Source organism: Pseudomonas sp. MYb118 (assembly GCF_040947875.1).
Taxonomy (GTDB): Bacteria; Pseudomonadota; Gammaproteobacteria; order Pseudomonadales; family Pseudomonadaceae; genus Aquipseudomonas.
In genome coordinates this window covers 594726-620706 of record NZ_JBFRXN010000004.1, presented here as the reverse complement: position 1 = coordinate 620706, position 25981 = coordinate 594726, and the positions used below count along the sequence as shown (strand labels likewise).

The window sequence follows — 25981 nt, the reverse complement described above, 5'->3', positions numbered from 1 at the left end:
CTTGTTCAGCTCTTGGGCGCAGATCCCGGCATGACTTTCACCTGCACCACCATGACCTCGCCCGTGGGCGAACTGACCCTGGTCGCGAACGGTTCGAGACTGGCGGCCATCCTCTGGGAAAACGACAAACCCAACCGGGTCCGACTCGGGCCGATGCGCGAAGCGCCCGACCTGCCGATCCTGGTGACCGCCCGGCAACAATTGACTGAATATTTTGCCGGCAACCGCCAGCGCTTCGACCTGGAGCTGGAGTTCCGCGGCACCGATTTCCAGAAGAAGGTCTGGCAGGCGCTGCTGACCATCCCCTTCGGCGAAACCCGCAGCTACAGCCAGATCGCCGAACAGATTGGCCACCCCAGCGCGGTGCGTGCGGTGGGCGCAGCCAATGGCCGCAACCCGATCTCGATCATCGCGCCGTGTCATCGGGTGATTGGTGCGTCGGGGAAACTGACCGGGTTTGCCGGCGGGCTTGCGGCCAAGGAGTTGTTGCTGAGACTTGAAGGTTTCTGGCTACTGTAACTGTAGGAGCGAGCTTGCTCGCGATGGTCGTCAACGATAACGATGGATGCCTGACACCCCGCGGTGTCCTTGCGCGCATCGCGAGCAAGCTCGCTCCTACAGGGGATCAGGGGATTCGGGAATCAGGCAAACAGTTTTTTCATCGCCGCATACTGCAACAGCATGATGGTCTTCGCGTCGCAGATCTCGCCACGCTCGAACGCTTGCAGCGCGTCGTCGAACGACCACTCCAGCACTTCCAGCTCTTCGGTCTCTTCCTCCAGCCCACCGCCCTCGCCGACCTTCGCCGCGGCGTCGTATTCGGCAATGAAGAAATGCAGCTTTTCCGTGACCGAACCCGGGCTCATGTAGGCCTCGAACACCTTCTGCACATGGTGCACGCGGTAGCCGGTCTCCTCCTGCGCTTCCTCGCGGATACGTACCTCGGGCGCAGCGCCGTCAAGCAGGCCCGCCGCCACTTCGATCAACAGGCCGTCATGGCCGTTGACGAACACCGGCAGGCGAAATTGTCGGGTCAGTATCACGCTGCGCCTGGCGCGGTTGTACAACAGGATCGCCGCGCCATTGCCACGGTCGTAGACCTCGCGGGTCTGGCGTTGCCAATCGCCGTTGTTGCGCAGGTAATCGAAGGTGATTTTCTTCAGCAGGTACCAGTCGTGGGACAGCACCTGCGACTCGATGATGTTGACCCGCTCGGCGGTGTTGGGCATGGCAGGGCGTCCTTCCGTCAGCAAAAAAAGCTCATCAAAAAAACGCCCATCCTAGACAACAGCCACGCTTCATGAAAGCTGCGCCTGGTATTCCTTCTGATACTGCCCGGCGAGGGTTTCCTTCTGCTTGTCGTCGAGCAACTTGCCGGCCATCTGGAAAAATTTCTGCTCTTCTTCCTTGAGGTGGTGATGCACCTTGTCACTGAGCTTCTTCGCCGTGGCCAGCCAGGCCGGGCTGGACATCTCGGTCTCGTCGAGTTCTTCCATCATTTCGTCCATCTCGTGATGCTCGGCGATCGCGTGGCGGCTCAGGTCCACGCCGTTGTCGAACTCCATCAGCGGAATGTAGAAATGCCGCTCTTCGGCCGTTTCGTGGGCCTGCAGTTCCGACTTCAGTTGCTTGTAGGCCTCGACGCGTTCGGGCGTGTCGCCACTGGTCTCGATCAATGCCTTGGCATAGGTACGCTGACGGTCATGGCTTTCGCGCAGGGCTTCAAAAATGTTCATGGCAATCCTCATCGGGCGCGTTCTGAAATGACGCTCTTGAGGCTAGACACCTGCGCGATGACGACGGTTCCGGCGGGGGATGGAACAAACGCGGCAACCGGGATACGCTCGCCGCTCTTCGCCATAAGGATATAGCTGATGACCTTGATCATTGAACACAGACAAGACCCGACCCCGGAAGACCGCGAGGCGATCCTCGCACCGCTGCGCGCCTACAACGTGGCACAAGCCGGTGACGGCAAATCGGAACTGCTGGCGCTGGTGGTGCGCGACGAACAGGGGGAAATCCTCGGCGGTTTGTATGGCCGGTTTTTCTACCGCTGGTTGTTCATCGAACTGCTCTCGGTGCCGGAACAGGCCCGGGGCGACGGCATGGGCTCGAAGCTGATGCGCATGGCCGAGGACATGGCGCGGGAAAAGGCCTGCGTGGGCATCTGGCTGGACACCTTCAGCTTCCAGGCGCCGCAGTTCTACCAGAAGCTGGGGTACAGCGAACTGGGCCAGATCGTCGACTACCCACCGGGGCATCGGCGGCATTTTTTTCAGAAGCGGTTGATCGACAGCATTTGACCCGGTACTGACACTCACCACCGGCCAACTGTGGGAGCGAGCCTGCTCGCGATGGGTGTCCACGACGACGCGGGATGTCTGACACACCGCGTTGTTCGGGCGTTTTTTCGCGAGCAGGCTCGCTCCCACAGTGTGTGTGTGTGGGGGGGGGGGGGGAACCGAGGGGTCAGGAGATCACAGACACGTCGCCAACGCCGCCAGCCGGCGCTTGGCGACGAAGTCATCTTTTTGCGCGTAGTAGTTCAACGCCGTACCCGACGACTCTTCACGGATATCGACGAAGGACTCCGCCGACCGCGTATACACGGTAGAACCGCCGCGCAGGCCCGGCTCCAGGTAGGCGCCGGCATCGACGCCGAACACCGCTTCGTCCTGCCAGGCGAACTGCACGCACTGGGCGACGACTTTTTCCGGTTTGTCCGAGGTCAGGATTTTGGTCGGCGCACCGCCACGGGCATTGTTCATCACAGAACCTGCACATCCGGCCAGCAGCGTTGCTGCCAGGGCCACCATCAGTATTCGCATTGCATGAGCTCGTCAGGAAAAAGCCGACTGTAACACCGTGGGCAGGTGTATCGTTCTGCTTTACTGGCAAATGCCGCATCGTCCTCTTTCAAGGAGCGTCCATGTCGTTACCCGAACAGCAACACGAGCAGGCACTCAAGCGATTTCTCGATGAGCGTCCCGCGTTGCGCGAGGAGCTGGATAACCTCAACCCGCTGCTGGCCCAGGCCAAGGGTGAAACCGCCGCGCAATTTCGCGAAGAGCGCTTGAATGAAGCGTTCGAAGCCGAAGCCGAGCGCCTGGGCTTGTTTGCCTGGGAACTGACCTTGCAACTGACCGCCGCCACCGCCCACGACTACGAAACCCAACGCATGAACGTGCACCGCGAGGTCGCCGAAATGGCGGGGATGGACTGGCGCGAATATTGCGAATTGTATGGCCTGAAACCCTGACCTTCGCCGCTCGAGGAAACCGCCGACGATGCTGCCTTCATCCACCACCGCCCATGCCAGCCCTGGGCACCTGCACACCCAGAAATGGCGCGGACGCGTCGGCCTGACCCTGGTGGCCGCGCTCTCGGTCCTGGCCGGCATGACCGACGCCATCGGCTTCATGGCCAGCGGCGATTTCGTCTCGTTCATGAGCGGCAACACCACCCGCCTCGCGGTGGCCATCAGCGACGGCGACCTCGGCCTGACCCTGCGCCTGTTGCTGGTGGTCGCGACCTTCGTCATCGGCAATGCCCTGGGCATCCTGGTCAGCCGCATCGGCGGACGACGCGCGCTGCCCTTGCTGCTGTGCATCGCCCTGTTGCTGTGCACGGCGGCGGGCTGGCCCTATGACGAGCAACTGCCAGCGCTGCTGGCGGCGATCATCGCCATGGGCATGCTCAACGCCGCCGTCGAAGAGGTGAACGGCCTGCCGGTAGGCCTGACCTACGTCACCGGCGCCCTGTCGCGGTTTGGCCGCGGGCTGGGGCGTTGGCTGCTGGGCGAGCGCCGCAACGGCTGGCGGGTGCAACTGGTGCCCTGGACCGGCATGTTCGCCGGCGCGGTGCTCGGTGCCCTGCTGGAACATCATTTCGGGCTTCAGGCGCTGTTCGCCAGCGGCGTGCTCGCGGGGGTGCTGGGGGTGGTGTCGCTGAAGATTCCGCGGCGGTGGCAGTTGGGGTATATGCCTCGGTAATGGTGTTGGCCTTCAGGCCGCTATCGCGAGCAGGCTCGCTCCCACAGGGGATTTTTGAACGCCATCAATCCATTGTGGGAGCGAGCCTGCTCGCGATGGCCGCAACACAGTCCAAGGCGAACACCTGCCCCCGATAAAGCTTTATCATGGCCGCAGTTTCACAGATCGAGTCCACCATGAAGTTCGCCATCGCCGTATTTTCCGCTGCCCACGCGCCCTCCTCGCGCCGTGCCTTGCTGTTCGCCCAGGCCGTGCTGGCCGGCGGGCATGAGATCGTGCGACTGTTTTTCTACCAGGACGGCGTCTACAACGCCTCCAGCAGCGTGGTCACGCCCCAGGACGAACAGGACTTGCCCAAACAATGGCGCAGCTTCGTCACCGAGCATCAGCTCGATGGCGTGGTGTGCATCGCCGCCGCCCTGCGCCGTGGCGTGCTCAATGGCGAAGAAGCCTCGCGCTACCAGCGTGAAGCCGCAGCAGTAGGCGCGCCATGGGAACTGTCCGGCCTGGGCCAGTTGCATGATGCGGTGCAGGACGCCGACCGCCTGATCTGCTTCGGAGGTGCGTGACATGGCCAAATCCCTGCTGATCATCAGCCGCCAGTCGCCGTGGTCCGGGCCGAGCGCACGCGAGGCACTGGACATCGTGCTCGCCGGCGGTGCGTTCGACCTGCCCATCGGCCTGCTGTTTCTCGATGACGGCGTGTGGCAACTCGCAGCGCAGCAGCAGGCCAAGGCCCTGCAACAGAAGGACCTGAGCGCCAACCTGCAGGCCTTGCCGATGTTCGGCGTCGACGAGCTGTTCGTCTGCGCAGACAGCGCCGCTGAACGCGGCCTGGACCCGGCCGGTTTGGCCCTCGAAGAAGCCCGACTGCTGGCCGCCGGCGAAATCACCGCCCTCATTGACCGTTACGACCAGGTGATCACCCTCTGATGTCGACTTTGCATGTGTTGTCTCACTCCCCGTTCGGCGACGATCGCCTGCGCAGCTGCCTGCGCCTGCTCGGTAGCCAGGACGGGTTGCTGCTGACCGGCGACGCGGTGTACGCGCTGCAGCCTGGCACCGCGCCGTTCACGGCCCTGAGCGAGCGGGCGCCAACCCTGTACGTGCTCGCCGAAGACGCCCAGGCGCGCGCCCTGACCATTCCAGGCCACGCCCGCGCCATCGACTACCCGGCCTTTGTCGAGTTGTCGCTGCACTACGACAAGGTCAACAGCTGGCTATGAACGCACTGACCGTAGGCGAACACGCCATCGCCCTGGACAAGGACGGCTTCCTGGTCGAACTGAACGACTGGTCCGCCGAGGTCGCCAGCGCCCTGGCCGCCGCCGAAGACATCGAATTAAGCCCCGAGCACTGGGAAATCCTCGAGCTGCTGCGTGCCTTCTACGAAGAATTCCAGCTGTCGCCGGCGACGCGCCCGCTGATCAAATACACCGCCCTGAAACTCGGCCCGGACAAAGGCAACAGCCTGCACCTGAACCGCCTGTTCAAAGGCACCCCCGCCAAGCTCGCCGCGAAACTGGCGGGCCTGCCCAAACCGACGAATTGCCTATGACCGACTACCCAGCGTTGACCCTCGAAACGCCTGCCGAGCACCCGTTCGCCCAATTCGTGCGGATCCTCGGCAAAGGCAAGCGCGGCGCCCGCGACCTGACCCGCGAAGAAGCCCGCCAGGCCATGGGCATGGTGCTCGACGAACAGGTCGAGGCCACCCAGTTGGGCGCTTTCCTGATGCTGCTGCGGCACAAGGAAGAGAGCGCCGAGGAAATGGCCGGGTTCACCGAAGCCCTGCGCGAGCGCTTGCAGGCGCCGAAGCTTGCGGTCGATCTGGACTGGCCGACCTATGCCGGCAAGAAACGCCACCTGCCATGGTACCTGCTGGCGGCCAAGTGCCTGGCGCAGAACGGCCTGCGGGTGTTCATGCACGGCGGCGGCGCGCACACCGCCGGGCGGCTGTACAGCGAACAACTGCTGGGCGAATTGAACATCCCGTTGTGCCGCAACTGGCAACAGGTGGGCGACGCTCTGGACCATGGCGGCCTGGCATTCATGCCGCTGGTGGACTGGGCGCCGCAACTGCAACGCATGATCGACCTGCGCAACACCCTGGGCCTGCGTTCGCCGATCCACTCCCTGGCACGCATCCTCAACCCGCTGGGCGCCCGTTGCGGTCTGCAAAGTATCTTCCACCCCGGTTACCAGGCGGTACACCGCGAGGCCAGCCGCCTGCTCGGCGACACCGCCATCGTGATCAAGGGTGACGGCGGCGAAATCGAAATCAACCCCGACGCCGACAGTCACCTGTACGGCACCACCGCTGGCGAAAGCTGGGACGAAGAATGGCCGCAGCTATCGGCGCAGCGCCACGTAAAGCCAGCCGCGCTGGAGACCGCCCATCTGAAGGCCGTATGGCACGGCGAGGTGGTCGACAGCTACCCGCAAATGGCGCTGATTTCGACCATGGCTTTGGCCTTGCGCGGCCTCGGTCAAACCCGCGAGCAAGCCTTCGAAACCGCCCAACATTATTGGGATGCGCGGGACAAATCGAATTAGTCGATAATAACTGTTTAACCTTTGCGCTTTTTTATCGAACCTATCGGAATAGACTCCTCTCCAATCTTTATCGGTTTGAGGAGTCTTGAACATGGGTTTGCTCGTAGAAGGTCAATGGCAGGACAAGTGGTACGAAAGCAGCAAGGACGGCGCGTTCCAGCGCGAACAGGCGCAGCGGCGCAACTGGGTCACGGCTGACGGCCAGCCCGGCCCGAGCGGTGTGGGTGGCTTTGCTGCCGAGGCCGGTCGCTATCACCTCTACGTGTCCCTGGCCTGTCCGTGGGCCCATCGCACGCTGATCCTGCGCAAGCTCAAGGGCCTGGAAAGCCTGATCGACGTGTCGGTGGTCAGTTGGCTGATGCTGGAAAACGGCTGGACCTTCGACCAGCAACTCGGCTCCACCGGCGACAAGCTCGATCACTTCGACTTCATGCACCAGCGCTACACCGCCGACACCGCCGACTACACCGGGCGCGTCACCGTGCCAGTGCTGTGGGACAAGCAGCAGAAACGCATCGTCAGCAATGAATCGGCGGAGATCATCCGCATGTTCAACAGCGCCTTCGACGACCTGACCGGCAATGACCTGGACTTCTACCCCGCCCCGCTAAGCGGCGAGATCGATGCGCTGAACGAACGCATTTACCCGGCCGTGAACAACGGCGTGTACCGCGCAGGCTTCGCCACTTCGCAACAGGCCTACGAAGAAGCGTTCGATGGTTTGTTCGCGGAGCTCGATTACCTGGAAGAGCTGCTGGGGGCCAATCGTTACCTGACCGGCGAATACCTGACCGAAGCCGACATCCGCCTGTTCACCACGCTGATCCGCTTCGACGCGGTGTACCACGGCCACTTCAAGTGCAACCTGCGGCGCATCGCCGACTACCCGAACCTGTCGAACTGGCTGCGGGAAATCTATCAATGGCCGGGAATCGCCGAGACGGTGGACTTTACCCACATCAAGAACCACTACTACGGCAGTCACAAGACCATTAACCCGACTGGAGTAGTGCCGAAGGGGCCGGAGCAGGACTTCATCGGGGCCCATGATCGGGCGCGGTTGAGTGGTAAGGGAGTTTGGCGCAGGGCTTGAGGCCTTTAAAAGCATCGCGAGCAGGCTCGCTCCCACATTGGATCGATGTGAACACAAAATCTGTGATCAACCGATAACCCTGTGGGAGCGAGCCTGCTCGCGATAGGCGCGACGCGGTCTTCAGACCTGCGCCTGCGCCCCCTCGAACCACGCCAGCTTGTCCCGCAACTGCACCACCTCTCCCACGATCACCAGCGTCGGCGCATGCACTTCATGCTCCGCCACCAGTTCCGGCAGGTTGGCCAAGGTGCCGGTGAACACCCGCTGGTTGCTGGTGGTGCCCTGCTGGATCAACGCCGCCGGGGTATCGGCCGCGCGGCCATGCTGGATCAACTGCTCGCAGATCACCGGCAAGCCCACCAGGCCCATGTAGAACACCAGGGTCTGCGCCGGTGCCACCAGGTCGGCCCACGGCAGATCGGTGGAACCGTCCTTGAGGTGACCGGTGACGAAGCGTACCGACTGCGCATAATCACGGTGGGTCAGCGGGATGCCGGCATACGCCGCGCAGCCACTGGCCGCGGTGATGCCCGGCACCACCTGGAACGGAATGCCCTGGGCTGCCAGCTCTTCGATCTCTTCGCCGCCCCGGCCGAAGATGAACGGATCACCGCCCTTCAACCGCACCACGCGCTTGCCCTGTTTGGCCAGTTCCACCAGGTGCTGGTTGATCTGATCCTGGGGCACGGCGTGATCGGCGCGGCGCTTGCCGACGTACACGCGTTCGGCATCGCGACGGCACAGTTCGAGGATCGCCGGAGCCACCAGGCGGTCGTACAGCACCACGTCGGCTTGCTGCATCAGACGCAAGGCGCGGAAGGTCAGCAGATCGGGATCGCCCGGCCCTGCCCCCACCAGGTACACCTCACCCGTGGCCACCGGCGCCTCGCCGGCGATCTTCGCCTGCAACAAACGCTCGGCTTCGGCGCCCTGCCCGGCCAGTTGGCGGTCGGCAATCGGGCCCTGGAACACGTCTTCCCAGAACGCCCGGCGTTGCTGCACATCCGGAAACAGGCCTTTGACCTGGTTGCGGAAACGCGCCGCCAGGCCGGCCAACTGACCGTAGGTCGAAGGAATCCAGGTTTCCAGCTTGGCGCGGATCAGTCGCGCCAGCACCGGCGCATCGCCCCCGCTGGACACGGCAATCACCAATGGCGAACGGTCGACGATCGCCGGGAAAATCACGCTGCACAGCGCCGGCGCGTCCACCACGTTGACCGGCACACAGCGCCGATGGGCGTCGGCAGACACCCGTGCATTCAACGGTTCGTCGTCGGTCGCGGCGATGATCAGCGTGCAGCCGTCCAGATCCGTTTCCAGATAACCGCGCAGCAGGCACTCGCCTTGGCTTGCATCAACCAGCTCACGCAGTTGTGATTCGACTTCAGGAGCAACCACCCGCAATTGCGCACCGGCGTCGGCCAGCAGGCGGGACTTGCGCAAGGCAATCTCCCCCCCACCGACGACCAACACACGACTGCCGCGCAGGTTGTGAAACAGCGGCAGATAGTCCATTTAGCCGATGACCTCAAGGCCACCCATGTATGGCTTGAGGACCTCTGGCACACGGATCGAACCGTCGGCCTGCTGGTAGTTTTCCAGCACCGCCACCAGAGTACGACCGACTGCCAGGCCGGAGCCGTTCAGGGTGTGCACCAGTTCCGGCTTGCCGGTTTCCGGGTTACGGAAACGCGCCTGCATACGGCGGGCCTGGAAGTCGCCGCAGTTGGAGCACGACGAGATCTCGCGGTATTTGTCCTGGCTCGGAATCCACACTTCCAGGTCGTAGGTCTTGACCGCGCTGAAGCCCATGTCGCCGGTGCACAGCGCCAGGGTGCGGTAAGGCAGTTCCAGCAGTTGCAGGACCTTCTCGGCGTTGGCGGTCAGGCTTTCCAGGGCTTCCATGGATTTGGTCGGCTCGACGATTTGCACCATCTCGACCTTGTCGAACTGGTGCTGGCGGATCATGCCGCGGGTGTCACGACCCGACGCGCCGGCTTCACTGCGAAAGCACGGCGTGTGGGCGACGAACTTGATCGGCAGCAGTTTGGCATCGACGATTTCGCCGGCCACGATGTTGGTCAGCGACACTTCGGCGGTCGGGATCAGGTACAGGTCGGCATCGCCTTCGCGGCCGATCTTGAACAGGTCTTCCTCGAATTTCGGCAGTTGGCCGGTGCCTTGCAGCGCCGGGGCCTGGACCAGGTAAGGCGTGTAGGCCTCTTCGTAGCCGTGCTCGGTGACGTGCAGGTTGATCATGAACTGCGCCAGGGCGCGGTGCAGGCGGGCAATCGGGCCACGCAACAGGGCGAAACGTGCGCCGGACAGTTTGGCGGCGGTTTCGAAATCCAGCCAGCCGAACTTCTCGCCCAGGGCTACGTGGTCCAGTACAGGGAAGTCGAACGCGGTCGGCGTGCCCCAGCGGCGCACTTCGACGTTGCCTTCTTCGTCGGCACCGACCGGCACGGACTCGTGCGGCAGGTTGGGGATGCCCAGCAGGATCGAGTCCAGTTCGGTCTGGATGGTGTCCAGCTCGACCTTGCCGGCGCTCAATTCGTTGGCCATGCGCTCGACGTCGGCCATCAATGGCGCGATGTCTTCGCCACGCTGCTTGGCCTGACCGATGGATTTGGAACGGGCATTACGCTCAGCCTGCAGCGCTTCGGTGCGGGTCTGGACGGTCTTGCGCTGTTCTTCCAGCGCTTCGATGCGCGCGACATCCAGTTTGAAACCACGGGAAGTCAGGCGGTCCGCTACGTTCTGAAGATCGCTACGTAACAGTTTGGAATCGAGCATGTCGGTCTCTCGTTATCAAAGTTTGGTCAAGGACAGGCCAGCCCAGGTGGCGAGCAGCCCGCCGAATACGCTGATGGCAGCATAGCCCAGGGCCAGCGGCACTTGCCCGCTTTCCAGCAGGCGCACCGTATCCAGTGAAAAGGATGAAAAAGTCGTCAGCCCCCCGAGGAAGCCAACCATCAACCCGGCACGCACCTCGATCGGTACTTCCGGGCGTATCAAAAAAAGGCCGTACAGGACGCCGATCAGCAAACAGCCGATGATATTAACGGCGAGCGTCGCGGTATAGAAGTGCCGCGGCCAATTGGCGTTGATCCAATTGCCGGTGGCGAAGCGCAACAGGGTGCCGGCCACCCCTCCGACGGACACCGCAACGATCAATGGGAGCACTATTTTCTCCGCTGCCTTGGGCTCAGGCGATCCAGTTGGGCGAGGTGATTGAGCTTCTCGCCGATCTTCAATTCCAGGCCCCGCGGCACCGGCTGATAGAACGGTTGCGGCTCAAGCGCTTCGGGGAAGTAATCTTCGCCGGCGGCGTAGGCATCCGGCTCATCGTGGGCGTAGCGGTACTCGTCGCCGTAACCCAATTGTTTCATCAGCTTGGTCGGCGCATTGCGCAGGTGCAGCGGCACTTCCAGCGAGCCGTGCTCGGCGGCGCTGCGCATGGCGGCCTTGAAGCCCATGTACACCGCGTTGCTTTTCGGCGCACAAGCCAGGTAGGTGATGGCCTGGGCCACCGCCAACTCGCCTTCCGGGCTGCCCAGGCGTTCCTGCACGTCCCAGGCGGCCAGGCACAGACTAAGCGCACGCGGGTCGGCGTTGCCGATGTCTTCGCTGGCCATGCGCACCACGCGGCGAGCCAGGTACAACGGGTCGCAACCGCCGTCGATCATCCGCGCGAACCAGTACAGGGCGCCATCGGGGTTGGAGCCACGCACCGACTTGTGCAGCGCGGAAATCTGGTCATAGAACGCTTCGCCACCCTTGTCGAAGCGCCGACGGGTATCGCCGAGCAGGCTCTGCAACAGGTCGACGCCGATCTCGCTGTGGTCCTCGGCGAGGTCGGAGGCATTTTCCAGCAGGTTGAGCAGACGCCGGCCATCGCCATCGGCGGCGGACAGCAGCATCTGGAAACCTTCATCGTTGATCGTCAGGTGACGCTTGCCCAGGCCACGCTCTTCGGTCAACGCGCGGTGCACCAGTTTGCGCAACGCGGTTTCGTCGAGGCTTTTCAGCACATAGACCCGCGCCCGCGAGAGCAAGGCGTTGTTGAGTTCGAACGAGGGGTTTTCGGTGGTCGCGCCGATGAAAATCAGCGTGCCGTCTTCGACGTAGGGCAGGAACGCGTCCTGCTGGGACTTGTTGAAGCGGTGCACTTCATCAACGAACAGGATGGTGCGCTTGCCGTACTGCCCGGCCTGTTGCTTGGCGATATCCACCGCCTGGCGGATTTCCTTGACCCCGGCGAGGACCGCCGAGACCGTTTCGAAATGCGCATCCGAGACTTCCGCCAGCAACCGCGCCAGGGTGGTCTTGCCCACGCCCGGCGGGCCCCAGAAGATCATCGAATGCAACGCGCCCTGCTCCAGCGCCTCGCGCAAGGGCTTGCCGCGCGCGAGCACGTGTTCCTGACCGACGTACTCGTCCAGGTTGGTCGCACGCAGGCGCGCGGCCAGGGGCTGGGCTATCGGGGCGCTGCGAAACAGGTCCATCACGTGCCGTTGAAACCTCGTTTTGTAAATGCGGCCCTGTAGGAGCGAGCTTGCTCGCGATGCGGTGTGTCAGGTTACAAATACGGAGACTGACACTCCCGCATCGCGAGCAAGCTCGCTCCTACAGGAGACCGTGTTATTCCTGGATCACGTCCGCCCCTTTGGGGATGTCGAACTTGAACCTGGACGCCGGGATCGCTTCGTTGGCCTTCACCCCGGTGAACAGGATGTTGGTGCGCTGGCCGACGCTGTCGATCAGTTGCATGTCATTGACCAGGCCATTGCGGAACGACAGGCGCAGGCTGTCGAACAGGGTGTCCTTGGTCTTTGGCTTCAAGGTGAAGTCGATCACGCCACCGGCTTCCTTGGCGCTGATGTCGAAGCTCTGGCTGATCTTGGACACATCGCCCGACAGCAGCAAGGCCGGGGTCTGGCTCAGGCGCAGGTCGAGGGTCTTGATGGTGGCCTGCTCCAGGTCCGGGTCCCACAGGGTGACCTTCTTGCCGTCGGACACCACGACCTGCTCGGCCGGTGCATCGGTGTGCCAGTAGAACAGCCCCGGACGCTGCACGGACATTTCACCGGCGGTTTCCTGCAACTGGGTGCCGCTGCCGTCGAGGGTCAACTGGGAGAAACGGGCGCTCAGGGTCTGGGATTTTTCCAGCAGTTGGGTCAGGCGCGCCACGTCCTTGTCATCGGCGTGGGCCGAAAGCGTGGTCAGGGCCAGTACCGGCAGCAACAGCATGCGAATCAGACGCATGGGAGTCCTCATAACAGTCGTGGGAGTATGGGCGGCGCCATGGAGGCGCCCCCTGTCAATATCCGATCAGTCGCGTACCGGGCCAGGGGCCAGGACTTCACGCGAACCGTTGGTGTTCATGGCCGTCACGACCCCCGCCATTTCCATGGCTTCGATCATGCGCGCGGCGCGGTTGTAGCCGATTTTCAACTTGCGCTGAACCGCGGAAATGGAAGCCCGGCGGCTTTCCAGGACGAACTGCACCGCTTCGTCGTACAGCGCGTCGGCTTCAGGGTCATCACCATCGCCACCGCCGCTGCTGCCTTCAAAGCCGCTGCCGGCCTCTTCGACACCGTTGAGGATGTCGTCGTTGTACTCCGGCGCACCGCGCAGTTTCCAGGCCTCGACGACCCGGTGAACCTCGTCGTCGGACACGAACGCGCCGTGCACCCGGATCGGCAGGCTGGTGCCCGGCGGCATGTAGAGCATGTCACCGTGGCCCAGCAGTTGCTCGGCGCCACCCTGGTCGATGATGGTCCGCGAGTCGATCTTGCTCGACACCTGGAACGCCATGCGGGTCGGGATGTTAGCCTTGATCAGACCGGTGATCACATCCACCGACGGCCGCTGGGTCGCCAGGATCAGGTGGATACCCGCCGCCCGCGCCTTCTGGGCGATACGGGCGATCAGCTCTTCGACCTTCTTGCCGACGATCATCATCATGTCGGCGAATTCGTCGACGACCACCACGATGGTCGGCAGCTTGCTCAGCAGCGGCGCTTCGTCATGGATGCTTTCGCGCTTGTACAGCGGATCGCTCAACGGCTCGCCGGCCTCGATGGCATCCTTGACCTTGGCGTTGAAGCCCGACAGGTTACGCACGCCGAGCTTGGCCATCAGTTTGTAGCGACGCTCCATCTCCGCCACGCTCCAGCGCAGGGCGTTGGCCGCGTCCTTCATGTCGGTGACCACCGGGCACAGCAGGTGCGGAATGCCCTCGTAGATCGACAACTCGAGCATTTTCGGGTCGATCATGATCAGCTTGGCGTCATCAGGCCCGGACTTGAACAGGATCGACAGGATCATCGCGTTCACACCCACCGACTTACCGGAACCGGTGGTACCGGCCACCAGCAGGTGCGGCATTTTCGCAAGGTCGGTAATGACCGGCTTGCCGCCGATGTCGTGGCCCAGGGCCAGGGTGACCGGGGATTTGAAGTTGTCGTACTCAGGGGTCGACAGCACTTCGGAGAAGCGCACGATCTGCCGGTCTTCGTTGGGGATCTCGATACCAACGGTGGTCTTGCCCGGAATCACTTCCACCACCCGCACGCTGGTCACGGCCAGCGAACGCGCCAGGTCCTTGGCCAGGTTGGCGATGCGGCTGACCTTGACCCCGGCGGCCGGCTGGATTTCGTAGCGGGTGATCACCGGGCCCGGATGGATCGAATCCACCGCGACCTCGACGCCGAACTCCTTGAGCTTGATCTCCAGCAAGTGGCCGACCGCCGCCAGGGATTCAGGCGAGTAATTGAGTTGTTTCTTTTCCGCAGGATCGAGAATCGAGATCGGCGGCAAGGTACCTTCCACGGCGCTGTCGACGAACAACGGCACCTGCTTTTCCTTTTCCACGCGCTTGCTGGGCGCGGCCGGCTTGACCGGTGCCGGGGCAATGACTGGCGGCACCTGCTTCTCGCGCTCCGACATGTGTTTGCTCAGGGCCTGCTCGCGCTCGATCAGGCGCTCCTTGACCTTGGCCTGTTCGCGCTTGTCGGTGACGGTCGGGGCGACCACGTCATGCACGCGGTCGTCGACCTCGCGCAGTTGCGCCACCAGTTGCTTGCGCTCGACCCGCGACGACCACCAGCGATTGGCGGCGCCCTGGACCAGCTCGAACAGGTCGAGGGTGATCTTGCCGGTGAGGTCCATCACCTTGAACCATGACAGGTCGGTGAACACCGTCAGGCCGAACAGGAACAGGGCGATGAACAGCAAGGTGCTGCCCTGGATGTTCAAGGCGTTCTTGGCCAGGTCGCCCAGGCTCTCGCCCAATGCGCCACCCGCGCCAGCCGGCAGGCCGGTCGGGGTATGGAAATGGATGTGTGCCAGCGCCGCACCCGACAGCACCAGGAACACCAGGCCGATCAGGCGCCAGGAGAACAGCCAGCCGCTCCACTGCCAGGGTTCGTGACGCTGGCGGAAGATCTGATAGACCTTGATCGCCAGCAGCAGCGGGAAGATGTAGGCGAAATAACCCAGCACCATGAACAGGATGTCAGCGCTGTACGAGCCGGCCGGACCGCCGAAGTTCTGCACGTCGTCGATTTTGCTGTTGTGGCTCCAGCCCGGATCGTCCTTGCCGTACGTCAGCAAGGCCATCATCAGGAACAGGCACAGGGCGCCGATGGCGATCAATGCACCTTCCTTGAGTCGGTAGTGCAAGTTCTGGCGCCAGATCGGAACGACGGCTGGTTTCGGTGCTGCGGTGGATTTCTTCAAAACGCTTCTTTTCCTGCGCCGCCAACGGCGCGTCCATCTGTTGAATGACTATAAAAAACTGCCCAATCCAGGCAGGTAAAAAAGTTAACGAGCGCAACTGGGACTACTTTTAACATTGCACTCCGGTTTTTATAAACACGGCGTGCAATGCTTATTTTGTTACAAGCCGCATTGTACGGGTTTGTCCGGCCGATGCCATGTTTCACGCGCCTGCATGCAGCATAGCCAACTGTGCGCTTGCTGCGACCCAATTTGAGCATGCATTCTCTTTTGTGACAAAGGCTTATGAGGTGTTTTTATGAGCGAGTCCAAGCATTGCCGCCTGATCATTCTGGGTTCTGGCCCGGCCGGTTACAGTGCAGCGGTGTACGCCGCGCGTGCCAACCTCAAACCCGTGGTCATTACCGGCATACAGGCAGGTGGCCAGCTCACCACCACCGTCGAAGTCGACAACTGGCCCGGTGACGTGGAAGGCCTGACCGGCCCGGCATTGATGGAACGCATGCAAAAACACGCCGAACGCTTTGACACCGAGATCGTTTACGACCACATCCACACGGCCAAGTTGCAACAGCGTCCGTTCGAACTTACCGGTGACAGCGGTACTTATACCTGCGATGCACTGATTATTGCCACGGGCGCCTCGGCGCAATACCTGGGCCTGCCCTCCGAAGACACTTTTGCCGGCAAGGGCGTATCCGCCTGCGCGACCTGCGACGGCTTCTTTTATCGCAACCAGGTGGTCGCCGTGGTGGGCGGCGGCAATACCGCCGTGGAAGAGGCGCTGTATTTGTCCAATATCGCCCGGGAAGTCCACCTGATTCACCGCCGCGATAAATTGCGCGCCGAGAAAATCCTTCAGGACAAACTCTTCGACAAGGCCGCCAATGGTAATGTCCGCCTGCACTGGAACCAGCACCTGGATGAAATCCTCGGCGACGCCAGCGGCGTGACCGGCGCCCGCCTGCGCGACGGCCAGAGCGGGGAAACCCGTGAACTGGCGCTGGCCGGCGTGTTCATCGCCATCGGCCACAAACCCAACACTGACCTGTTCATCGGCCAGCTGGAGATGCATGACGGCTACCTGAAAGTCAGGGGCGGCAGCGAAGGCGACGCCACCGCTACCGCCATTGCCGGCGTATTCGCCGCCGGTGACGTGGCCGATCACGTGTATCGCCAGGCCGTCACCTCCGCCGGGGCCGGTTGCATGGCGGCGCTGGACGCTGAAAAATACCTCGACGACATTCCAACCGTTTGACGGCACACTCACGGTGGGCACACCGCCCACCCCTGCCCTCCCCTTCTGTAAGCCCGGATGCCATGCTGACTTGGTTACAACGCAACTCCCTGACTTTTCCGCCGCTGGAAAAAGCCATGCGCGACCCCAACGGGCTGCTGGCAGCGGGCGGCGATTTGTCTGCCGACCGCCTGGTGCAGGCCTATCGCCATGGCTGCTTTCCATGGTTTTCCGAAGGCCAACCCATTCTCTGGTGGTCGCCGGACCCTCGTACCGTTTTGTTTCCCGACGAACTGCATGTCTCGCGCAGCCTGAACAAGCTGCTGCGCCAGCAACGCTACCAAGTGACCTTCGATCAGGATTTTGCCGCGGTCATTCGCGCCTGCGCCGCACCTCGGGAATACGCCGATGGCACCTGGATTACCGAAGCGATGCAGAACGCTTACCTGGAGCTGCACCGGCGTGGTTATGCGCACTCGGTTGAAGTCTGGGACGATGGCGTACTGGTCGGCGGTCTGTACGGCCTGGCGATGGGCCAATTGTTTTTCGGCGAGTCGATGTTCAGCCGCGCCGACAATGCCTCCAAATTCGGCTTTGCCAACCTGGTCCGACATCTGAAAGACTCGGGCTTCGTACTGATCGACTGCCAAATGCCCACTGATCACCTGCACAGCCTTGGCGCCCGCGCCATCCCTCGCCATGAGTTCGCCAGCTACCTGGCGCGGCACCTGGATCAACCCAACCGTGCCACCTGGGTTTGCTGAGCGACTTTGGCGCGCTTGGCTTACACTTATTCAAAAGCTTATCCCGAGGGTTGATCATGACCGAGTTGGCGCGTTTGAAGTTTTATGCCACTCAACCCCACTCTTGCAGTTATCTGCCCGAGGAGCAGGCCACGACCCTGTTCCTCGATCCCAGCCAGCCCATGGATGTGCATGTCTATGCAGACCTGTCGGAAATGGGCTTTCGTCGCAGCGGCGATCACCTCTACCGACCGCACTGCCAGAACTGCAATGCCTGTGTACCGGCGCGCATCCCCGTGGCGCAATTTGCGCCCAATCGTCAGCAAAAACGCATTTTCAAGCGCAATGCCGACCTGCAGGTGCGTCCCGCCAAGCCCAGGTTCAGCGAAGAATACTTCGAGCTGTATCAGCGCTACATCGAGCAGCGGCATGCCGATGGCGACATGTACCCACCCAGCCGCGATCAGTTTTCCACCTTCCTGGTGCGCGACCTGCCGTTTTCCCGTTTCTACGAATTTCGCCTGAATGACCAGTTGCTGGCCGTTGCCGTCACCGACTTGCTGCCCAACGGCCTGTCGGCGGTCTACACCTTCTACGACCCCGCCGAAGAACGCCGCAGCCTGGGGCGCTACGCGATCCTGTGGCAAATCGCCGAGGCCCGCCGACTGGAACTGGAAGCGGTCTACCTGGGTTACTGGATCAAAAACTGCAAAAAGATGAACTACAAGACCCAATATCGCCCGATTGAACTGCTGATTAACCAGCGCTGGGTCGTCCTTAACTAGAACCCCTTGGCGTAAACCCCATTTTTCGGGCACAATGCACGCCGCTTTTGCCTGGCGCAGTTGCACCGGGCCATTCATTGGACACCGAGGGCTTTACTGCATGTCGAAAGAAGACAGCTTCGAAATGGAAGGCACTGTCGTCGACACCCTGCCCAACACCATGTTTCGCGTGGAGTTGGAAAATGGGCACGTCGTAACCGCGCACATCTCCGGCAAGATGCGCAAGAACTACATTCGTATTCTTACCGGCGACAAAGTGCGCGTCGAGCTGACTCCCTATGACCTGAGCAAAGGGCGCATCACCTACCGCGCCCGTTAATCAAGTCAATACAAAACGCCCGGCTCTGCCGGGCGTTTTTGTTTGTGCGGGAGTGCACTCCCCCTCCCTGTAGGAGCGAGCTTGCTCGCGATGGTCGCCAACGATGACGCTGGGCGCCTGACACTCAGCGGTGTCTATGCGTACATCGCGAGCAAGCTCGCTCCTACAGAGGGGGATGTCGCACATGAAAAAGGCGCCTTTCGGCGCCTTTTTCATTGCAGCAGTCAAACATCAGGCCATTTCAGCCGTGGTCTCGAAATCGAAGGTCAGCTCGCCGTCCTTCAAGTCGATATGCACCACGCCGCCATGGTCGGCCAGTTCGCCAAACAGGATTTCCTCGGCCAGCGGACGCTTGATCTTGTCCTGGATCAAACGTGCCATCGGCCGTGCACCCATTGCCGAGTCGTAGCCACCCTGCGCCAGCCAGCTGCGCGCCGCGTCGGTCACTTCCAGCTGCACGCGCTTGTCTTCCAACTGCGCCTGAAGCTCGGTAAGGAACTTGTCCACCACGCTTTTGATGACCTCATGGCTGAGGCGACCAAACTGGATAATGGTGTCCAGGCGGTTGCGGAACTCGGGCGTGAAGCTCTTCTTGATCACTTCCATCGCATCGGACGAGTGGTCCTGATGGGTGAAACCGATCGAAGCCCGCGCTGCGGTTTCGGCACCGGCGTTGGTCGTCATGATGACGATCACGTTACGGAAATCCGCCTTGCGCCCGTTGTTGTCGGTCAGCGTACCGTGGTCCATCACCTGCAGCAGCAGGTTGAAGACTTCCGGATGCGCCTTCTCGATTTCATCGAGCAACAACACGCAGTGCGGCTGCTTGGTGATGGCTTCGGTCAAGAGGCCGCCCTGGTCGAACCCGACATACCCCGGAGGCGCACCGATCAGACGCGATACGGTGTGGCGCTCCATGTACTCGGACATGTCGAAGCGCACCAGTTCGATCCCCAGCGCCTTGGCCAATTGCCGCGCCGCCTCGGTTTTACCGACGCCGGTAGGCCCGGCGAACAGGAACGAACCGACCGGTTTGTCCGGCGACTTGAGACCGGCGCGGGACAGCTTGATGGCGGTCGACAGCGAGTCGATCGCAGCATCCTGGCCGAACACCGTCAGCTTCAGGTCACGTTCGAGGTTACGCAGCAGCTCTTTATCGGAGCTGGTGACGTGTTTTGGCGGAATCCGCGCGATTTTCGCCACGATGTCCTCGACCTGAGGCACCTCGATGCGTTTCACGCGCTTCTCGCTCGGTTGCAGGCGCTGGAAGGCGCCGGCTTCGTCGATAACGTCGATCGCCTTGTCCGGCATGTGCCGGTCATTGATATAGCGCGAGGCCAGTTCGGCCGCCGCACGCAGGGCTTCATCACTGTATTCGATGTTGTGATGCAGCTCGAAACGCCCCTTGAGGCCGCGCAGGATACCGACGGTGTCTTCCACCGATGGCTCCGTCACATCGACTTTCTGGAAACGTCGCGCCAGGGCACGGTCTTTTTCGAAGATCCCGCGGAATTCCTGGAAGGTGGTCGAACCGATGCAGCGGATATCACCGGACGACAGCAGCGGTTTGAGCAGGTTCGAGGCATCCATGACGCCACCGGACGCAGCACCCGCACCAATGATGGTGTGGATCTCGTCGATGAACAGGATCGCCTGCGGACGTTTTTTCAGCTCGCCGAGCAGCGCCTTGAAGCGCTTCTCGAAATCGCCGCGGTATTTGGTCCCGGCCAGCAAGGCACCGAGGTCAAGGGAGTAGACCACGCTGTTGGCCAGCAGGTCCGGCACCTGATTGTCGACGATGCGCTTGGCCAGACCTTCGGCGATCGCGGTTTTACCCACGCCCGCCTCGCCCACCAGCAACGGGTTGTTCTTGCGGCGACGTGCCAGGATCTGCGCGACACGCTCGACTTCGAGCTCGCGACCGACCAGCGGGTCGATGCGGCCCTGGCGCGCGAGTTCGTTGAGGTTGCTGGCATAAGCATCCAGAGGATTGCCCGAAGCAGAAGACTCACCACCCTCGTCGTCCTGCATATCTTGCTCACCTTCAGAGTGATCGCCATGCCCAGGCACCTTGGAAATGCCATGGGCGATGTAGTTGACGACGTCGATACGGGCAACGCTCTGCTGCTTGAGCAGAAACACTGCCTGACTTTCCTGTTCACTGAAGATTGCAACCAGCACGTTGGCGCCAGTCACTTCGCGTTTGCCCGAGCTCTGCACATGGAAGACAGCACGCTGCAGAACACGCTGGAAGCCCAGGGTTGGCTGAGTCTCGCGGTCCTCGTCATGAACGGGGATCAATGGCGTGGTGGAGTCGATGAACTCCTGCAGGTCATGCTTGAGTTTGTCGAGGTTTGCGCCGCAGGCACGCAAAACGGTGGCGGCAGCCTCATTATCCAATAGGGCCAGCAGGAGATGCTCGACGGTCATGAACTCATGACGCTTCGAACGGGCCTCCTTGAAGGCTAGATTGAGGGTGACTTCGAGCTCGCGGTTTAACATAGCTTCACCTCATACCCAAGTGGTCGGCGATTAACCGTCCTTCTCGATTTCACAGAGTAGCGGATGCTGGCTTTCCCTGGCGTACTGGTTGACCTGCATGGCCTTGGTCTCGGCAATGTCGCGGGTAAACACTCCACATACTGCCCGTCCTTCCGTATGGACGGCCAGCATGACCTTGGTCGCCAGCTCGCGATTCAGGTTAAAAAACACCTCGAGCACTTCGACGACGAAATCCATCGGTGTGTAGTCATCATTGAACAAAACCACCTTGTACATCGGCGGCGCCTGTAAAGCAGGCTTGGCCTCCTGAACAGCAATGCCTGCGGAATCGTCGTCGTGTTCCTCCGGGCGATCATTCTGGAGAGTCGGACGATCCTGATTGAATGTTAGTCGAATCTGGCTGATTGCATGCATGGAAAGAAAGGTTCGTCAGTTGTGCGAATACAGTAGTGGGGGCGGTTTTCAGCGATTTCAACACCGATCGCCGGGTCACCTTGACTATCGGCAAAACGGTGTTACAACCAATAGAACCCACAATGGGTTAAAAAGATCCGCGGAGTCCACTTCTTTTAAGAAAAGCGACTGCGGATGAACTGGATGATACTCCAGTGATGGGGTCTGTTGCAGAGGGATATGAGCATGGCGTTCGGCAAGGTCAAATGGTTCAACAATGCCAAGGGATACGGCTTCATCATCGAAAATGGCAAGACAGAAGACCTGTTTGCCCACTACTCCGCCATCAAGATGGATGGCTACAAGACCTTGAAGGCGGGACAGGCAGTCTCCTTCGAGATCATCCAGGGCCCCAAGGGCCTGCACGCGGTCGATATTCGTGACGCAGCGGTCAAGACAGCTGACGCAACGACAGTCACGGCGTCCAGCATCGCGCATGATACTGCGCTGAGCTGACCGACCCCGTCATCATCCAGTCAAAAAAAACCGCCCGGCTCAATCACTTGAGCCGGGCGGTTCGTTTGTTGCCGACTTACATGTGCTTGATCAGTGCCTCACCGAAGCCGGAAGACGACACCAGCGTGGCGCCGTCCATCAGGCGTTCGAAGTCGTAGGTCACGGTCTTGGCCTTGATCGCGCCGTTGGTGCCCTTGATGATCAGGTCCGCCGCCTCGGTCCAGCCCAGGTGACGCAACATCATCTCGGCCGAAAGGATCACCGAACCCGGGTTGACCTGGTCCTTGCCGGCGTACTTCGGCGCGGTGCCGTGGGTGGCTTCGAACATGGCCACGGTGTCGGACAGGTTGGCGCCCGGCGCGATACCGATACCGCCCACTTCCGCCGCCAGGGCGTCGGAGAGGTAGTCACCGTTGAGGTTCAGGGTGGCGATCACGTCGTATTCGGCCGGACGCAGCAGGATCTGCTGGAGCATGGCGTCGGCGATGGCGTCCTTGACGATGACTTCGCGGCCGGTTTTCGGGTTCTTGAACTTCATCCACGGGCCGCCATCGAGCAGTTCGGCGCCGAATTCATTCTTGGCCACCTCATAACCCCAGTCCTTGAAGGCACCTTCGGTGAACTTCATGATGTTGCCCTTGTGCACGATGGTCAGCGACTTGCGGTCGTTGTCCACCACGTACTGCAAGGCCTTGCGCACCAGGCGCTGGGTGCCCTCCTTCGAGACCGGCTTGATGCCGATACCGCAATCCTGGTCGAAACGGATCTTGGTGACGCCCATTTCTTCCTTGAGGAACTTGATGACCTTGTTGGCCTCGGGCGAGCCGGCCTTCCACTCGATACCGGCATAGATGTCTTCGGAGTTCTCGCGGAAGATCACCATGTCGACGTCGCCTGGTTTTTTCACCGGGCTGGGTACGCCGTCGAACCACACCACCGGACGCAGGCACACGTACAGGTCCAGTTGCTGGCGCAGGGCAACGTTGAGGGAACGGATACCGCCACCGACCGGGGTGGTCAGCGGCCCCTTGATGGAGACGACGTAATCTTTAACGGCGTCCAGGGTTTCCTGGGGCAGCCAGGTGTCCTGGTCGTAGACCTGGGTGGCTTTCTCGCCAGCGTAGACTTCCATCCAGGAAATCTTGCGCTTGCCGCCATAGGCCTTATCCACTGCAGCATCAACCACTTTGATCATTACGGGGCTGACATCGACGCCAATACCGTCGCCTTCGATGAACGGAATGATCGGATTGTCAGGAACATTGAGAGAATGGTCTGCATTGACGGTGATTTTGTCACCGACGGCTGGAACCTGAATCTTCTTGTAACCCATGCTGAACTCCATTGTTTGGATTGAACATCTGGCTTGGTTCGAACATACCCCAGTTGAATCCGCGCGCAAACCCCGGCGGCCACCCATCTGCCGCAAAGCCGCGCAGTTCCTGCCCTACAAGCCTGAAAACCAAGGGAAAAGCGCCAAACTCAAGCACTTTCCCCGACTGTACGCCCCAGGGCCGCCTGCGACCTTTAGACCAATGGACGACAATCGTTGCATATGAACCATCGGCAGATTGCCAGCTACCTATGTATAATGCCGCCCGCTGACCACAGAGTCACGACGGCCGACCTCTCCTGCCACTGTATAAGTAGCCGAGACTTCGGGCCTGAAAAAGCAGGATTGTTATCGCAATCCACACGCTTGCCGCTCGACTGATGCACCCAACATCATCGCGCACAAATCTCGACATTCGGCTCATGGATGACTTTGAACGAACGCGCTTTACCCGGCGCACTCGAGTTTCTGCGCACGCTTTAGCATAGAAGAGAGAGTTAATCCGAATATGCCCACCCGCTCGAAGATCATCTATACCTTCACCGACGAAGCTCCAGCCCTCGCCACCTATTCTCTGTTGCCTATCGTAGAGGCGTTCACCGCCTCGGCCGATATCGCCGTCGAAACCCGCGATATCTCGCTTGCAGGGCGCATCCTGGCCAGCTTCCCCGAGCAATTGGGCGACAAAGCCGTAGCCGACCACCTCGCCGAACTGGGCGCCCTGGCCGTTACGCCTGAAGCCAACATCATCAAGCTGCCGAACATCAGTGCCTCGGTTCCGCAACTGCAAGCCGCGATCAAGGAACTGCAAGCCCAGGGCTACGCCCTGCCGGACTACCCGGAAACCGTGACCAACGACGCCGAAAAAGAAGCCAAGGCGCGTTACGACAAGGTCAAGGGCAGCGCCGTGAACCCGGTCCTGCGTGAAGGCAACTCCGATCGTCGTGCACCTCTGTCGGTCAAGAACTACGCGCGCAAGCACCCGCACAAAATGGGCGCCTGGGCCAAGGACTCCAAGTCCCACGTCGCGCACATGAGCACCGGCGATTTCTACGGCAGCGAAAAGGCCGCCCTGATCGACGCCGCTGGCGCCGTTAAAATCGAACTGATCGCCCAGGACGGCACCACTACCGTCCTGAAAGAGAAGACCACCGTACAAGCCGGTGAGATCCTCGATTGCGCCGTGATGAGCAAAAACGCCCTGCGCGCGTTCATCGCAGCCGAAATCGACAGCGCCAAGCAACAAGGCGTGCTGCTGTCGGTTCACCTCAAAGCCACCATGATGAAGGTTTCCGACCCGATCATGTTCGGCCAGATCGTTGCCGAGTTCTACAAGGACGCCCTGGCCAAGCACGCTGACGTGCTGGCCCAGATCGGCTTCAACCTGAACAACGGCATCGGCGACCTGTACGCTCGTATCAAGACCCTGCCAGCCGAACAGCAAGCCGCTATCGAAGCCGACATCCAGGCGGTCTACGCCGTTCGTCCGGCACTGGCGATGGTCAACTCCGACAAGGGCATCACCAACCTGCACGTGCCGAGCGACGTCATCGTCGACGCCTCGATGCCAGCCATGATCCGTGACTCCGGCAAGATGTGGGGCACCGACGGCCAGCTGCACGACACCAAGGCCGTGATCCCGGACCGTTGCTACGCCACCATCTACCAGGCCGTGATCGAAGATTGCAAGGCCAACGGTGCGTTCGATCCGACCACCATGGGCAGCGTGCCGAACGTTGGCCTGATGGCCAAGAAAGCCGAAGAGTACGGCTCGCACGACAAGACCTTCCAGATCAAGAGCAACGGCGTTGTCCGCGTAACGGACAGCAACGGCGCCCTGCTGCTGGAGCAGTCGGTTGAAGCCGGCGACATCTTCCGCATGTGCCAGACCAAAGACGCGCCGATCCAGGACTGGGTCAAACTGGCCGTCAACCGTGCTCGCGCCAGCAGCACCCCGGCCATCTTCTGGCTGGACCCGATGCGCGCCCACGACGGCGTGGTGATCGAGAAAGTTCAGGCCTACCTGAAGGATCACGACACCGCTGGCCTGGACATCCAGATCATGGCTCCGGTCGACGCGATGAAGCACACCCTGCAGCGCACCCGCGACGGCAAGGACACCATTTCGGTGACCGGCAACGTACTGCGCGACTACCTGACCGACTTGTTCCCGATCATGGAACTGGGCACCAGCGCCAAGATGCTGTCGATCGTGCCGCTGATGAATGGCGGTGGCCTGTTCGAAACCGGCGCCGGCGGTTCGGCTCCGAAACACGTTCAGCAGCTGCTGGAAGAGAACTTCCTGCGCTGGGATTCCCTGGGCGAGTTCCTGGCCCTGGCCGCTTCCCTGGAGCACCTGGGCGTCAACTACAACAACCCCAAGGCGCTGGTTCTGGCCAAGACCCTGGACCAGGCGACCGGCCTGTTCCTGGACAACAACAAGTCGCCATCGCGTAAAGTCGGCAACATCGACAACCGCGGCAGCCACTTCTACCTGGCGCTGTACTGGGCCCAGGCCCTGGCCGCCCAGACCGAAGACGCTGCACTGCAAGCGCAGTTCGCGACCCTGGCCAAGACCCTGACCGAGAACGAAGCAACCATCGTTGCCGAGCTCAACGCCGTCCAGGGCAAGCCAGTGGACATCGGTGGCTACTACCACGCCAGCGCCGAGCTGATCAGCAAGGCCATGCGTCCGAGCGCCACGCTCAACGCGGCGATCGCTGCCCTGGTGTAAGGTTGTAAAGCTGCAAGCAAACCCCGGCC

Annotated in this window: 29 protein-coding genes; 16 read left to right on the top strand and 13 right to left on the bottom strand. The window is 61.5% G+C overall.

Going from position 1 to position 25981, the window contains the following annotated elements; translation table 11 throughout:
* The first annotated feature begins 30 nt into the window (after nt 1-30).
* Complete coding sequence (locus tag ABVN20_RS28865; RefSeq protein ID WP_368559189.1) at nt 31-519, top strand: methylated-DNA--[protein]-cysteine S-methyltransferase; 489 nt, start codon at nt 31-33, stop codon at nt 517-519.
* 122 nt (nt 520-641) lie between these two features.
* On the opposite strand, the gene ABVN20_RS28860 is transcribed toward ABVN20_RS28865, so the two are convergent.
* Together ABVN20_RS28860 and ABVN20_RS28855 are read right to left on the bottom strand one after the other, a co-directional pair.
* Nucleotides 642-1229, bottom strand: a complete 588-nt coding sequence (locus ABVN20_RS28860) for an NUDIX domain-containing protein (RefSeq protein ID WP_368559188.1) — start codon at nt 1227-1229, stop codon at nt 642-644.
* 69 nt (nt 1230-1298) lie between these two features.
* Nucleotides 1299-1736 carry a hemerythrin domain-containing protein gene (locus ABVN20_RS28855; protein WP_368559187.1) on the bottom strand — a complete coding sequence of 146 codons (438 nt, stop codon included), beginning with the start codon at nt 1734-1736 and terminating at the stop codon, nt 1299-1301.
* Between the two features lie 138 nt (nt 1737-1874).
* Between ABVN20_RS28855 and ABVN20_RS28850 the strand changes: the two genes are divergently transcribed.
* Nucleotides 1875-2306, top strand: a complete 432-nt coding sequence (locus tag ABVN20_RS28850) for a GNAT family N-acetyltransferase (RefSeq protein ID WP_368559186.1) — start codon at nt 1875-1877, stop codon at nt 2304-2306.
* Nucleotides 2307-2480: 174 nt separating this feature from the next.
* Here ABVN20_RS28850 and ABVN20_RS28845 read toward each other — a convergent pair whose 3' ends face one another.
* Nucleotides 2481-2831 carry a hypothetical protein gene (locus ABVN20_RS28845; RefSeq protein WP_368559185.1) on the bottom strand — a complete coding sequence of 117 codons (351 nt, stop codon included), beginning with the start codon at nt 2829-2831 and terminating at the stop codon, nt 2481-2483.
* A 101-nt stretch (nt 2832-2932) separates the two neighbouring features.
* Here ABVN20_RS28845 and ABVN20_RS28840 point away from each other — a divergent pair, with 101 nt between their 5' ends.
* The 8 genes from ABVN20_RS28840 (at nt 2933) to ABVN20_RS28805 (ending at nt 7644) form a co-directional block, all read left to right on the top strand.
* Nucleotides 2933-3262 (top strand): DUF6388 family protein, encoded by a 330-nt coding sequence (locus ABVN20_RS28840; protein WP_368559184.1) that lies wholly within the window; start codon nt 2933-2935, stop codon nt 3260-3262.
* Between the two features lie 28 nt (nt 3263-3290).
* A complete protein-coding gene (locus ABVN20_RS28835; RefSeq protein WP_368559183.1) occupies nt 3291-3995 on the top strand; it encodes a YoaK family protein in 705 nt (234 codons plus the stop codon).
* A 176-nt stretch (nt 3996-4171) separates the two neighbouring features.
* A complete protein-coding gene (gene tusD / locus ABVN20_RS28830; RefSeq protein ID WP_368559424.1) occupies nt 4172-4564 on the top strand; it encodes a sulfurtransferase complex subunit TusD in 393 nt (130 codons plus the stop codon).
* A 1-nt stretch (nt 4565) separates the two neighbouring features.
* Nucleotides 4566-4928, top strand: coding sequence for a sulfurtransferase complex subunit TusC (gene tusC / locus ABVN20_RS28825; RefSeq protein WP_368559182.1), 363 nt, complete (start codon nt 4566-4568; stop codon nt 4926-4928).
* Complete coding sequence (tusB, locus tag ABVN20_RS28820; protein WP_368559181.1) at nt 4928-5221, top strand: sulfurtransferase complex subunit TusB; 294 nt, start codon at nt 4928-4930, stop codon at nt 5219-5221. Before tusC ends, tusB begins: the two co-directional genes overlap by 1 nt.
* Nucleotides 5218-5553 carry a TusE/DsrC/DsvC family sulfur relay protein gene (locus tag ABVN20_RS28815; protein WP_368559180.1) on the top strand — a complete coding sequence of 112 codons (336 nt, stop codon included), beginning with the start codon at nt 5218-5220 and terminating at the stop codon, nt 5551-5553. Before tusB ends, ABVN20_RS28815 begins: the two co-directional genes overlap by 4 nt.
* Nucleotides 5550-6551 (top strand): glycosyl transferase family protein, encoded by a 1002-nt coding sequence (locus tag ABVN20_RS28810; protein ID WP_368559179.1) that lies wholly within the window; start codon nt 5550-5552, stop codon nt 6549-6551. The genes ABVN20_RS28815 and ABVN20_RS28810 overlap by 4 nt, the downstream gene beginning before the upstream one ends.
* 91 nt (nt 6552-6642) lie before the next feature.
* Nucleotides 6643-7644 (top strand): glutathione S-transferase family protein, encoded by a 1002-nt coding sequence (locus ABVN20_RS28805; RefSeq protein WP_368559178.1) that lies wholly within the window; start codon nt 6643-6645, stop codon nt 7642-7644.
* Nucleotides 7645-7764: 120 nt separating this feature from the next.
* Here ABVN20_RS28805 and cysG read toward each other — a convergent pair whose 3' ends face one another.
* From cysG to ABVN20_RS28770, 7 genes are all read right to left on the bottom strand, one after another.
* The gene (gene cysG / locus ABVN20_RS28800) at nt 7765-9159 is read right to left on the bottom strand and encodes a siroheme synthase CysG (protein WP_368559177.1); all 1395 of its coding nucleotides are present in this window, start codon (nt 9157-9159) and stop codon (nt 7765-7767) included.
* Nucleotides 9160-10440: a serine--tRNA ligase gene (gene serS / locus ABVN20_RS28795; RefSeq protein WP_368559176.1), complete on the bottom strand. Its 1281-nt coding sequence runs from the start codon at nt 10438-10440 to the stop codon at nt 9160-9162.
* Nucleotides 10441-10455: 15 nt separating this feature from the next.
* Complete coding sequence (crcB, locus tag ABVN20_RS28790) at nt 10456-10830, bottom strand: fluoride efflux transporter CrcB (protein ID WP_368559175.1); 375 nt, start codon at nt 10828-10830, stop codon at nt 10456-10458.
* Nucleotides 10830-12152 (bottom strand): replication-associated recombination protein A, encoded by a 1323-nt coding sequence (locus tag ABVN20_RS28785; RefSeq protein ID WP_368559174.1) that lies wholly within the window; start codon nt 12150-12152, stop codon nt 10830-10832. The genes crcB and ABVN20_RS28785 overlap by 1 nt, the downstream gene beginning before the upstream one ends.
* Nucleotides 12153-12288: 136 nt before the next feature.
* On the bottom strand, nt 12289-12912 hold the full coding sequence (lolA, locus tag ABVN20_RS28780) for an outer membrane lipoprotein chaperone LolA (protein WP_368559173.1): 624 nt from the start codon (nt 12910-12912) through the stop codon (nt 12289-12291).
* A 66-nt stretch (nt 12913-12978) separates the two neighbouring features.
* Entirely contained in the window at nt 12979-15390 is a 2412-nt protein-coding gene (locus ABVN20_RS28775; protein ID WP_368559172.1) for a DNA translocase FtsK, read from the bottom strand.
* Nucleotides 15387-15650: a hypothetical protein gene (locus ABVN20_RS28770; protein ID WP_368559171.1), complete on the bottom strand. Its 264-nt coding sequence runs from the start codon at nt 15648-15650 to the stop codon at nt 15387-15389. The genes ABVN20_RS28775 and ABVN20_RS28770 overlap by 4 nt, the downstream gene beginning before the upstream one ends.
* A gap of 38 nt (nt 15651-15688) precedes the next feature.
* Here ABVN20_RS28770 and trxB point away from each other — a divergent pair, with 38 nt between their 5' ends.
* The 4 genes from trxB (at nt 15689) to infA (ending at nt 18474) form a co-directional block, all read left to right on the top strand.
* A complete protein-coding gene (gene trxB / locus ABVN20_RS28765) occupies nt 15689-16648 on the top strand; it encodes a thioredoxin-disulfide reductase (protein ID WP_368559170.1) in 960 nt (319 codons plus the stop codon).
* Between the two features lie 62 nt (nt 16649-16710).
* Nucleotides 16711-17391, top strand: a complete 681-nt coding sequence (aat, locus tag ABVN20_RS28760; protein ID WP_368559169.1) for a leucyl/phenylalanyl-tRNA--protein transferase — start codon at nt 16711-16713, stop codon at nt 17389-17391.
* Nucleotides 17392-17447: 56 nt separating this feature from the next.
* On the top strand, nt 17448-18155 hold the full coding sequence (locus tag ABVN20_RS28755; RefSeq protein ID WP_368559168.1) for an arginyltransferase: 708 nt from the start codon (nt 17448-17450) through the stop codon (nt 18153-18155).
* 100 nt (nt 18156-18255) lie between these two features.
* Entirely contained in the window at nt 18256-18474 is a 219-nt protein-coding gene (gene infA / locus ABVN20_RS28750; protein WP_002553999.1) for a translation initiation factor IF-1, read from the top strand.
* A gap of 231 nt (nt 18475-18705) precedes the next feature.
* Here infA and clpA read toward each other — a convergent pair whose 3' ends face one another.
* Nucleotides 18706-20976: an ATP-dependent Clp protease ATP-binding subunit ClpA gene (gene clpA, locus ABVN20_RS28745; RefSeq protein ID WP_368559167.1), complete on the bottom strand. Its 2271-nt coding sequence runs from the start codon at nt 20974-20976 to the stop codon at nt 18706-18708.
* A gap of 30 nt (nt 20977-21006) precedes the next feature.
* The gene (clpS, locus tag ABVN20_RS28740) at nt 21007-21390 is read right to left on the bottom strand and encodes an ATP-dependent Clp protease adapter ClpS (protein WP_192304177.1); all 384 of its coding nucleotides are present in this window, start codon (nt 21388-21390) and stop codon (nt 21007-21009) included.
* Between the two features lie 225 nt (nt 21391-21615).
* Here clpS and cspD point away from each other — a divergent pair, with 225 nt between their 5' ends.
* Nucleotides 21616-21885: a cold shock domain-containing protein CspD gene (gene cspD / locus ABVN20_RS28735; protein ID WP_368559166.1), complete on the top strand. Its 270-nt coding sequence runs from the start codon at nt 21616-21618 to the stop codon at nt 21883-21885.
* 76 nt (nt 21886-21961) lie between these two features.
* Here cspD and icd read toward each other — a convergent pair whose 3' ends face one another.
* On the bottom strand, nt 21962-23218 hold the full coding sequence (icd, locus tag ABVN20_RS28730; RefSeq protein ID WP_368559165.1) for an NADP-dependent isocitrate dehydrogenase: 1257 nt from the start codon (nt 23216-23218) through the stop codon (nt 21962-21964).
* A 508-nt stretch (nt 23219-23726) separates the two neighbouring features.
* Between icd and ABVN20_RS28725 the strand changes: the two genes are divergently transcribed.
* On the top strand, nt 23727-25952 hold the full coding sequence (locus ABVN20_RS28725) for an NADP-dependent isocitrate dehydrogenase (protein WP_368559164.1): 2226 nt from the start codon (nt 23727-23729) through the stop codon (nt 25950-25952).
* Nucleotides 25953-25981: the final 29 nt, after the last annotated feature.